The organism is Methylobacterium sp., from assembly GCF_019745455.1.
Lineage (GTDB): Bacteria > Pseudomonadota > Alphaproteobacteria > Rhizobiales > Beijerinckiaceae > Methylobacterium.
Genome location: NZ_JAIETD010000084.1, coordinates 1 through 9309 on the forward strand (window position 1 = coordinate 1; position 9309 = coordinate 9309).

Consider the following 9309-nt stretch of genomic DNA (forward strand, 5'->3'; position numbering starts at 1 on the left):
TCAGGCGGTTAACAGAGCCTAAAAACGAGACAGATCTAGCCTCTGCTGCGGCCTACGGCACGGCTTGCGACAGGCCCAGCGCGCCTGCCCCCAGATCTGGTTGGGTGATGACTACGGCCAGCATCCCGAGCCCGACGCGGTGCTGGCAGTGGCACGCCAGCACATACCCACTCTTCCCGAGGAGCTCGCCGAGGACCTACGCCTGGATCGGCTCGGTGTCCCGCCGCGCCCCCTCCCCGCCGATCATGAGGAGACGGCGCAGCTCATGAACGAACTGCTGGAAAGTGCTAGGCGCAACCGGACAATGCACTGACACGGCAGCGCTCAGGCTGATTGAGATTCCGGTGTCGTGGGCCCCCTCCCCGTCCGACCTCAATCAACGTGCTAGCGTGCACGCATGACTCAGAACCCGACGACCGGCGAACTCTATAAAGCCAAAGCCATCCTGGAGGCGGATGTGGTGGCTGCGGTCGAGGCCTTCATGACCGACCAGAACACCACGGCGTTCCTCTTCGGCGACGGCTACCAGATCGACCTTGCGGAAGCCGTACGCTCGCACGCGTGGGCCTCCGTGACCCTTGGTACGAAGGATGCCACGGAGCATTTGAAGCGCGTTGCGGTTCGAACCGCCATCCTGCTGGCGCGTCCGGAGAAGACTTGACGGATACGCGACTGACCGCTGGATCAGCGCCCGATCAGTCAGTGGTGATCGTAATTCTCGCCCATCGCGGGATTGGCTTTCAGCGTCAGAGCGTATGTATCGATTGAAGAAATGGGCTGCGCAATCGAGGCCGGCGGCGTCATCAGCATTGTGATGCCAAATGCGGTCGCGGCAATCGTGAGAGCGGCCGCCAAAGTAGCAATTTTTCTCATATTCAATACTCCGATTGAGCGCTGAAGCAATTGACTTTCAGGCGTTCGACTCAGCCGTATATTGATTCCATGATCATCGAAAGCGCTAAATATTTGCATACATTGTGCAATAGGTAATCGCGCAAAACGAATTGTCTTCTCGCCTGCCTTTGAGATTGGCATTGAGCAAGCGAAGATGAGCAGCCCTCCCCTCTCCGCTTGGCCGATCCGGCTGGCAAAGGTCGCGTGCCTCGGCCGTCAGGCGTTGCCCACGGCCGGCTTGGCAATGAAGTCGGCGAGGCGGATGCCCTCCCCGATGTTCCGACTGAGACGGTCGACGGCGTCCTCCGAGCTTAGATCAACATCCCAGGTGTAGGTCTCGCGCTCGGCGCCGTACTGGCGGCCGATCTCGCGCGGCCAGCGGCCGAGGGTGATCCAGGGCCAGCCGGGGCTGGGCGGCTCGTAGAGCGCCATCACGGTGTCGCCGCTGCCCGGTTGGCTGACGGCGGCATCCGGTCCTGATCGGAAGTCGAGGGCGCCGTCACGGCGCGGCACGGGCCGCGCAAGGGCGGCGAGCAGCGCAGCGCGTTCCGCATCGGTCTCGACCACCCAGAGCTTCCAGGGTGTCACGGTCGTGATACCGGGCGGCCAGCGGCCGAGGCAGAGGTCGGGGAGATCGGTCCGGAAGCGGTTGTACCAGACGATCGGGAGCCAGGAACGGATCTCTGCGTCCGGATCGATCACGATGCGCTCCTACGGGGCTTGGGGGGTGTAGCCACCCTGCGCGAGAGCAAGTTCAAGGATCTCGTCGATCTCCACGGGGACGTGCCGGGCGTTCTGCATCAACAGGGTACGAGCCTGGTCGAGGAGCGTGTAGCGTGGGTCCGGCTCGTGAAGATTGAAAGGCATGTACTCGGCCCCGAGTGCGTGGGCGAGCTCTCCAGCAAGGCTGGCAATCAGGTCGAGGGTGATGCCAGTATCTGGCGCGGCTAAGGTCGTGCACATACGCTTGTTTCATACCACAACGCACGACTGCCTTGTATAGCTATTGTCGATGGTGACCCTTGAAATACAGAGCCCCGCTGACCTGAGGTACAGAGGGGTGATGCGGTGTCCCCACGGCGGTTGAACCAAGACGTGCTCAGCCCATCGGTAGTTTAAGCTCCGAAGGTTACGCTCACACGACTGGCCTTCGACCTTGAAAAGGTTGAAGCGATTGGTGCTACGGCCTGGCTCGACCGGCTGTCCTCGATCGGGATGACGTCGCGCAGCTCGATGAACACGACCTTCTCCGATCGCTCGGCCCCGATGAGGTCAAGGTTGACGTAGACGTGGTCAGCGAACGTGGTGCTGCACTGGCGCCAGATTACGCCGGTACGGCCGACGCGGCGCTCGTCACTGCCGTCGAAGGTCAGGGGTGCGCTGGTGATCCGCACAGGCTGGCCGACGCGCAGCCAGTTGGCGGCACTGGCGACGAGGGTTGCGACTTCCTCCGGGTTGAGCTTTGCTCGCGTGGTCCTGGCGAACGGAGTCTGTGGGTCGTCCGCGAGGCGGCGGGCCAGCTCGTCGGGTGCCAGCTCGTCGATGCGCTCGATCTGGTAGTCGGGCTGCCAGGGCGCCGCAGCCGGCCCCTTAGGCGAGGCGCGGAACACCTCGACGGCGGGACCGCCGAGGAGGTCGGTCTGTATACCGATCAGGGCGCGCTCGTACTGCGCTTGGCGGTACTCGGACCGCCAGCGGGCATCGCTATCGGCGGGCAGCCGGGTGACGTCCTGGCGGACGTGGTGGGACTTCCGGGAACGGTAGGGCATGGCTACAGCCTCGCGGACGGCCCGGATCGCAGCCTCTCTCCGATCCTGTCTACCGTCGCGTCGATGCGCTTCTCTCGGCCTCTATAGTTGGCGCGGCAGCGACGAAGCCGAACCGTGATTGGAACGGCAGAACATAAGAGTGGTACGCTAGGACAACAGAATTGCTTTTGCCGGTGGGCGCCCTGCCCTAGCCCTGGCCCATGGTGTCGATGCCTGCCTTATCCGATCGCCAGCGCGTCGAGCTGGCTCTACCCGCCTACCTGTTTCTCGCCCTGACGACGGCGCAGCGGGTGTTCATTCCGACTGATCCTGCCCTGGAGGAGAAGGCCAAGGCTGATCTGACCACCTTGCGGGATCACCTGCGCACGGCCTGCCTGGAGCCATTCGACGATCTCTCTGCCCGGAAACGCGAAGCCATGACCAGACGGGTCGAGCGAGCCGGCAAAAGCACCATCACCGGCTGGACCGATCGCCCGGCGATCCTCGTGATGATGACGCTGTACCGCTTCCTGGAGGACCTGATCGACCGCGAGGTGCTGATCCTCTGGGAGGGCTCGGCGATGGCGGAAGCCATGCGCTGGCTCGTGCCCATGTTCGAGCAAAGGCTTGAGAACGCGGAGCAGGACGCGGCGGCTCGGATCGAGGCGGGTGCCCTGCTGACGCGGCTTCAACGCGAGGGGCTGTATACCTGAAGCGTGGCTATTGTGCACCGCAACATGACATGCGATAGGACCGTCGTGCAACTGCGACGGCGTCGCGGTTGTGCAGCCCTTCTTGGGCGTTTCCTCCCTAGACTTCGGGCCGCTCTTCACCGGGCGGCCTTATTTTTTGGCCGGACCTCGTCCCCTCTGCCTCTGGTGCTATCTTGCGCTGTCCCCTGCCCTATCCCGGGCACCAATGCGCGGCGCGCTGCTGGTAGGCCTCCAGGCCCGGCTTGTAGGGAATGGCGAGTCCTTCCCGGATCAGGATGTCAGCCACGTTGCCTTCAAGGCTTACGAGGGACGCGAGGGTTCGGCGATAGCGGTCGGTCCGGCCGGAGCGTTCGATTCGAACCGCCCCTTTGAGGAGCTGGCGCAGGCGGCCCGAAGCGAGGAGACCCTTGGCGAGTTCGGTATTGCAGCGGGGCTTCGAGATTTCCGGGGCGTCCGGTTCGATGAGACGGATGCGTTCACCCGCCAACTCGACCGTGTCGCCGTCGATGACGCGGATCAGGGCGCCGTCGACCGTCTCGGCGATCGCAGGAGTGCAGGCCATGGCAAGAAGGCCTGCGAGAACGAGGTGTTTCATACGCACCGCCTTAAGCAACCCCTCCCTTACTCGGGGGCTGCGCGAGGTTGATCGTTACCCGAAGGGCCGAAACCGCGTAAGCGGGTTCGGGGAGCCGCCGCAGGCGGTGAGTAGAGCCCGGTCCCGAAGGGACGCGCCACTCCAACAAAGCCAATGATATAGACTGATCTTGGCATTGCATTCAGGCCACAGCGCCGGAGAAAACCGGGGCCAAGTCGCATTTAATGTACATTTGTACAAAAGTGCAAAATATCATTATGACAGAAAGTCTTTTGAGTCCAAGGACATAAGATCGAACTGACCAAAAACTGCTTACAACTACCCGAGTGAGGCATCAGACCATACATCCGATGAGGCTCAAACACAGCCAACGTTCCCCCGTTGCGCTTTCCGTGGAGTCGCGAAACTGATCAGAAGCCTTTCTGAACAAACGGGCTTCTGAACAGAAGCTCAGATGTTATACCGACGGCAAGCCAAAGCACATTTAAGCCAAATGTTATTTTGTAAATCCGCCTTGATGATATTAAGAACACTTTATCAAGAGACCACAAAGGCAGAACGGCTTCCTTACAAAAGCCCATTCCGGCAGGCGGTTTTAAGAACATCTGTACATTCTTACAGATTACACTTAAGACCAAATGTGTTAACGCCTAAGCGTGAATCCGCCCAACGGATCTTTTTCACATAAGCACAGATAGGCACGCGCCTTTGCGACGTTAAGCCCATGCGTACAGATGAGACTTTGTAAAAATATGCATTACGCCCAGGCGTGAATCCGCCCAATCGTACATTTGCACAATTAGGCGCATTGGCGTACGCCTCGATGCCCAAGCGCCTTTTGGGGCGGGCGCCTTCATGGTTTATTGATCTTTCGCCGTTAGATTCATAAAGGCGGGTAGGCGTGTTTACATATGCCTTTCCGCCCAAGTCGTCTTGCGCCTAGAACGGCGTGCGCCCGTCCGTGAAGGAGCCAACATGCCTGTCGTCAGCCTGTGCTCGACCAAGGGAGGCGTCGGCAAGACGACGCTGGCGATCTGTCTCGCCTCGGCGGCTGCGCAGCGCGGTGCCCGCGTCGTCATCCTCGATGCCGATCCGAATGGTCACGTGCGTGCCTGGCGCGAGGCCGCTGACCGCGAGGGCAGGGGTGGGGGCGTCGACGTGATCGCTGGCGTCAAGGAGGACACCATGCAGGACCGGATCGCAGAGAGCCTTGAGCGCTATGACCTCGTCTTGGTCGATTTGGAAGGTGCGGCCTCGAAGGCCGTTACCTACGCGATTGCCTTAAGCGACATGGTCGTGATCCCGTCCGGCATCTCCGGCATGGACCTGCAAGAGGTGTTTCGCACGCAAGTTGAGGTCAGGCGGGCGGAAAAGTTTGTGAAGCACCACATACCGGCGCGTGTGATATTCACCGGCATGGCGACGATCGCGAGCCGGGTCGCCAAGCACGCCCGGCAGGAAGTCATCGACGCAGGTATTCCGGTATTCGAGACCGAAACGATCAGGCGCCCGAACGCCTACCAGGCGATGCATTTCAACGGCCTGACGCCGCTAGAGCCAGGCGGTGATCCGAAGGCGGCGGCCGAAATAAACCGCGCGCTCGACGAGATCCTCGCCGTCATCACCCCCGCTGACGAGGTCGCTGCCTGATGACTACGCCCGTGAAGCCTTTCCCCGTCGGCCTCGGCCCCGCTCCGCGCCCCCGGCCGAACGCGGATGACCTGGCGCAGCTCGTCGCCGGAGGAGCGGAGGCGGGTTTCGCTCGCTCGCTCGCACCGGCGCCTGAGCATGCGGCGGACCCGGCCCCCGCTGCCAGCCCGGCCGCGCCAGCCGCCTCCGCGATATATGACGGCCCGGTCAGCCCGCTGCGGCTTGAGGTGCCTGATGCCATTTGGCTGGCCCTCAAGATGGCGTCGGCGAAGCGCAAGGTGTCGGTGAAGTACCTTGTGATCGAGGCACTCGCGTCGAGGGGTTACGCCGAAGGCTTCGATCTTTCCCTGGTGCCTGAGGACGGCCGGCGTAGCGCGAAGCGCTGATTTCGCCCGACCCAAAGCCCGCTTTCGCTTCCGCGCATCGATCCCTCCCGGGACGGTGCGCAATGACGTCAGCGGGTGCCGTTGAGCGGTCGGTAAGGCAGGGTTTATCCCCTGAATTCACACGCCTCCGCACATCTTTCCGCTTGACGCGTCACGACACTCGACCTTGGGCGCAACCCATGTGCTTGTTATTCGTTACGGATTTCAAGAGGGAAGGTCGGGCTGATGCGCCAGAGCAAGGGGACGTCCTGGGGTGGCCCTCGCGAAGGGGCGGGGAGGCCGACCGGCGAGCCGACCAAGGTGGTCCGGCTCCCGGTGGACATTGCGGAGGCGGCCCGTAGGGCCGCCGCAGCGCGGGGTGGGTCCGGTAGCGGGATCGGCGAGTTCCTACAGGCGGAAGCGCGCAGCAACGCCACGGCGCCGCTGGTGACGGCCTCGGTGGCGTGCGGGTTCCCGTCGCCGGCCGAGGACAGCCTGGAGCGCCCGCTCGATCTCAACGAGCTGCACGGGATCGGCGCGCCGTCCGTATTTCTGGTGCGGGTCGCCGGTGAGAGCATGACCGGGCGAGGGCTGTTTCCCGGCGACATCGCGGTGGTCGATAAGGCGCGCCAGCCGCGCTCGGGCTGCATCATCGTTGCCTGCCTGAACGGCGACTTCACGATGAAGACGTACCTGAAACGCGCCGACGGGGTGATCCTAAAGGCGGAGAACCCGGCGTATCCGGACATCACGGTGCCGGAGGAGGCGGAGTTTCAGGTGTGGGGCGTGGTCACCGGCTCGTCACGCGTCTTTTGAGAGGCGTGGCCGTCCATGCCCGGCCTCGTCGCCCTGGTCGACTGCAACAATTTCTACGCCTCCTGTGAGCGGCTGTTCCAGCCCGAGCTTGCAGCCAAGGCGATTGTAGTTCTGTCCAACAACGATGGCTTCTGTAATCGGGCCCTCTCCGTCAAGCCTTGTTTTGTGCCTCTCCGCTTCGTGAAAGTGGGCGCCGAGTTCAATTTTTTACCTATCTGACGGCCCATACAAAGACATAGTAAAGCTGTTGTACCGAATGCGTTTCCCCGGCTGATGATACGCCCTCTTTGCATAGAGCGGAGTTCTAGGATCTCCTCCATCGCGGACCACGAAAAAGTCGATCATTATCAATCGCCGGGAGCCTTTCCGCTTCCACCGTCGTAGGACTAGCTTGCGATACGCTCCACTGCGTGGACGTTTTATCTTTTCTACCTGGCTCCTCCGAAACTGGTGTTTTGTCAGTCTCATCCTATTCGTCTCACGGGGCTCTTGGCTTCTGTCCGTGGTCGGTACGGTGACCGCCACATGATCGCGTTCCGATGAGAGGCGAGCCTATATGCGACAGCGGACTTGGCCAAAGGCCAGCACACCCGTCATTCCGGCTTCACCTCCCGCCCGTCCCCGTGAGGACGACCTTTCGAGGCCAGGCGCGCCCGGCCTCAATCCTTCATGGCGATAGGTTGCTCATGCCGCGGCAGCAGCGGATGGCTCCGTCGCGCTGAAGCGGAACGTGGTGCCATCGACCCACATCCTGTGCATCACCACCGCCATTTTGCGGGCCAGCGCCACCGTGGCGCGCTTGTTGCCCTGGCGCTGTGCCACCTTCGTGGCCCACACCTTAAGCCCGGACCACTTCTTGACCCGGTGCAGCATCACGTGCGCCGCCTCGAACAGCGCGGCGCGCGCCTCGGTATCACCGGTCTTAGAGCCCGTCCGATAAGGGGCTGAGGCAGGGTTGAGTGGCCGGGATGGCAGTGATTCCAAGAGGGTGCTGAAACCTGACCTGGATCTGCCATGTGGACCCCGACCACCCGGCGGCAGCATAGCCGTGCGGGCCTGCGCTATGAAACCGACCTGACAGATGCCGAGTGGGCGGTGATCGCACCTCTGATGCCGGAGCCGGCGCCATGTGGCCGCCCGCCAGTCTGGACGACGCGGGAGGTCCTGAACGCCATCTTCTACGTGCTGCGAGGCGGTATCGCCTGGCGGCTGATCCCGAAGGACCTGCCTCCACGCAGCACGACGTTCGGCTACTTCGCGCGCTGGCGCGACGACGGGTTGTTCGGCCGGATCAACCACACGCTCGTCATGGCCGACCGCGAGCGGGCTGGTCGGCATGCCTCACCCACCGCCGCGGTACTCGACAGCCAGAGCGTGAAGACCACCGAGAGCGGTGGCCCCCGGGGCTACGACGCCGGAAAGAAGATCAAAGGCCGCAAGCGTCAGGCCCTGGTCGACACGGACGGGCGCGCGCTCGTGCTCGATCCGCAGGCCGCCGACGTACAGGATCGCGATGGGGCCGGACCGGTGCTGCGCCTGTCGCGGCGGACCTTCCCGTTCATCGCCAAGGCCTTCGCCGATGCAGGCTATGCGGGCGACAGGCCCGCGACTGCAACGATCATCACCGTCCACATCGTGCGCAAACCCAAGGATCAAGTCGGCTTTGCCGTGCACCCGCGCAGATGGGTGGTCGAACGCTTCTTTGGCTGGATCAGCCGCAACCGCCGCCTTTGGAAAGACCCGGAGGCGACCCTCGCCTCGGCCCAAGCCTTCCTCTACGCCGCTGCCGTCATGATCCTCGTTCGACGGCTGGGACGCGCCTCATGACTTATCGGACGGACTCTTAGTGATCTTCCCGTTCCGGTCGATCTCGCCGGATTGATGCTTGCGCGGCACCAAACCGAGAATCGCCCCGACCGAGCGCGACTTGGCGAACCGAGCGGGATCCTCGATGGCGGCGATGAAAGTTAAGCCGACCACGGCTCCGACGCCCGGCACCGTCATCAGCCTCCGGCAGACCGCATGCTCGCGGGCGATCTCCAGCACCATGCGGTTGAGTCGGTCGAGCGAGAACAGCATCGCCGCGTGCGCCTGCAACAGCACGTCGAGGATGGCGGCGACGCGCGGCAGGTCCGCAGTCAGCTCGCGCACCCGTTCCGAGAAAGTCCGGCGTTTGGCGGTGCCGAGCTTGATCCCGAACAGGCAGAGCGAGCCGCGGATTTGGTTCTCGACGTCGCCAATCTTCAACACCAACGTCTTGCGGCTGGTCAGCAGCGTGCGCAGCTCCATTGAACCGCGCCGGGTTTCCCGGAGGCCATTTGGTTTGGGTCAGGCTGCCAAGGCTTGCGCCTCGGTTTGTGCATAGTAGCGCGCTTCCGCTTCGGCGGGAGGCACGTTGCCGATCGGTTCGAGCAGCCGACGGTGATTGAACCAATCTACCCATTCGAGGGTGCGGGACTTGGAACGCAAGCGGTGTTGACTCGTCTCAGACGACACGCCGCCCTATCTCGCGCCGATGCCCGCGCCAT

The 9309-nt window shown here is 62.9% G+C and carries 13 protein-coding genes and 3 pseudogenes; 8 read left to right on the plus strand and 8 right to left on the minus strand.

The annotated features are described in order from the left end of the window. Positions 1 to 100 precede the first annotated feature (100 nt). The gene (locus K2Y56_RS17250) at positions 101 to 313 is read left to right on the plus strand and encodes a hypothetical protein (protein WP_292510180.1); all 213 of its coding nucleotides are present in this window, start codon (positions 101 to 103) and stop codon (positions 311 to 313) included. Positions 314 to 397: 84 nt separating this feature from the next. After that, positions 398 to 661 (plus strand): hypothetical protein, encoded by a 264-nt coding sequence (locus K2Y56_RS17255; RefSeq protein ID WP_292510183.1) that lies wholly within the window; start codon positions 398 to 400, stop codon positions 659 to 661. 38 nt (positions 662 to 699) lie between these two features. Here the strand turns inward: K2Y56_RS17255 and K2Y56_RS17260 are convergent, their stop codons facing one another. The 4 genes from K2Y56_RS17260 to K2Y56_RS17275 form a co-directional block, all read right to left on the minus strand. Continuing rightward, positions 700 to 873: a hypothetical protein gene (locus K2Y56_RS17260; RefSeq protein ID WP_292510185.1), complete on the minus strand. Its 174-nt coding sequence runs from the start codon at positions 871 to 873 to the stop codon at positions 700 to 702. A gap of 237 nt (positions 874 to 1110) precedes the next feature. Continuing rightward, positions 1111 to 1596, minus strand: a complete 486-nt coding sequence (locus tag K2Y56_RS17265; protein WP_292510187.1) for a hypothetical protein — start codon at positions 1594 to 1596, stop codon at positions 1111 to 1113. 9 nt (positions 1597 to 1605) lie between these two features. Continuing rightward, positions 1606 to 1857, minus strand: coding sequence for a hypothetical protein (locus K2Y56_RS17270; RefSeq protein ID WP_292510190.1), 252 nt, complete (start codon positions 1855 to 1857; stop codon positions 1606 to 1608). Between the two features lie 152 nt (positions 1858 to 2009). Further along, positions 2010 to 2663 (minus strand): hypothetical protein, encoded by a 654-nt coding sequence (locus K2Y56_RS17275; protein WP_292510193.1) that lies wholly within the window; start codon positions 2661 to 2663, stop codon positions 2010 to 2012. A gap of 209 nt (positions 2664 to 2872) precedes the next feature. Between K2Y56_RS17275 and K2Y56_RS17280 the strand changes: the two genes are divergently transcribed. Then, positions 2873 to 3355, plus strand: coding sequence for a hypothetical protein (locus K2Y56_RS17280; protein ID WP_292510196.1), 483 nt, complete (start codon positions 2873 to 2875; stop codon positions 3353 to 3355). A gap of 190 nt (positions 3356 to 3545) precedes the next feature. Here K2Y56_RS17280 and K2Y56_RS17285 read toward each other — a convergent pair whose 3' ends face one another. Next, positions 3546 to 3950 (minus strand): thermonuclease family protein, encoded by a 405-nt coding sequence (locus tag K2Y56_RS17285; protein WP_292510198.1) that lies wholly within the window; start codon positions 3948 to 3950, stop codon positions 3546 to 3548. A 975-nt stretch (positions 3951 to 4925) separates the two neighbouring features. On the opposite strand from K2Y56_RS17285, the gene K2Y56_RS17290 reads away from it, so the two are divergent. The 4 genes and pseudogenes from K2Y56_RS17290 to K2Y56_RS26535 all read left to right on the plus strand — a co-directional run. Then, a complete protein-coding gene (locus K2Y56_RS17290; protein WP_292510201.1) occupies positions 4926 to 5600 on the plus strand; it encodes a ParA family protein in 675 nt (224 codons plus the stop codon). After that, entirely contained in the window at positions 5600 to 5986 is a 387-nt protein-coding gene (locus tag K2Y56_RS17295) for a hypothetical protein (protein WP_292510204.1), read from the plus strand. Before K2Y56_RS17290 ends, K2Y56_RS17295 begins: the two co-directional genes overlap by 1 nt. Before the next feature lie 225 nt (positions 5987 to 6211). Beyond that, a complete protein-coding gene (umuD, locus tag K2Y56_RS17300; RefSeq protein WP_292510207.1) occupies positions 6212 to 6781 on the plus strand; it encodes a translesion error-prone DNA polymerase V autoproteolytic subunit in 570 nt (189 codons plus the stop codon). A gap of 15 nt (positions 6782 to 6796) precedes the next feature. Next, positions 6797 to 6910: pseudogene (locus K2Y56_RS26535) on the plus strand (hypothetical protein); the annotation flags it as partial. A 555-nt stretch (positions 6911 to 7465) separates the two neighbouring features. On the opposite strand, the pseudogene K2Y56_RS17310 reads toward K2Y56_RS26535, so the two are convergent. Beyond that, positions 7466 to 7708, minus strand: a pseudogene (locus K2Y56_RS17310) (IS110 family transposase); the annotation flags it as partial. A gap of 87 nt (positions 7709 to 7795) precedes the next feature. Between K2Y56_RS17310 and K2Y56_RS17315 the strand changes: the two are divergent. Further along, positions 7796 to 8608 carry an IS5 family transposase gene (locus tag K2Y56_RS17315; protein ID WP_292510211.1) on the plus strand — a complete coding sequence of 271 codons (813 nt, stop codon included), beginning with the start codon at positions 7796 to 7798 and terminating at the stop codon, positions 8606 to 8608. 12 nt (positions 8609 to 8620) lie between these two features. Here K2Y56_RS17315 and K2Y56_RS17320 read toward each other — a convergent pair. Together K2Y56_RS17320 and K2Y56_RS17325 are read right to left on the minus strand one after the other, a co-directional pair. Continuing rightward, positions 8621 to 9073, minus strand: a pseudogene (locus tag K2Y56_RS17320) (transposase); the annotation flags it as partial. Positions 9074 to 9109: 36 nt separating this feature from the next. Further along, positions 9110 to 9250, minus strand: a complete 141-nt coding sequence (locus K2Y56_RS17325) for a hypothetical protein (protein WP_292510216.1) — start codon at positions 9248 to 9250, stop codon at positions 9110 to 9112. Positions 9251 to 9309: the final 59 nt, after the last annotated feature.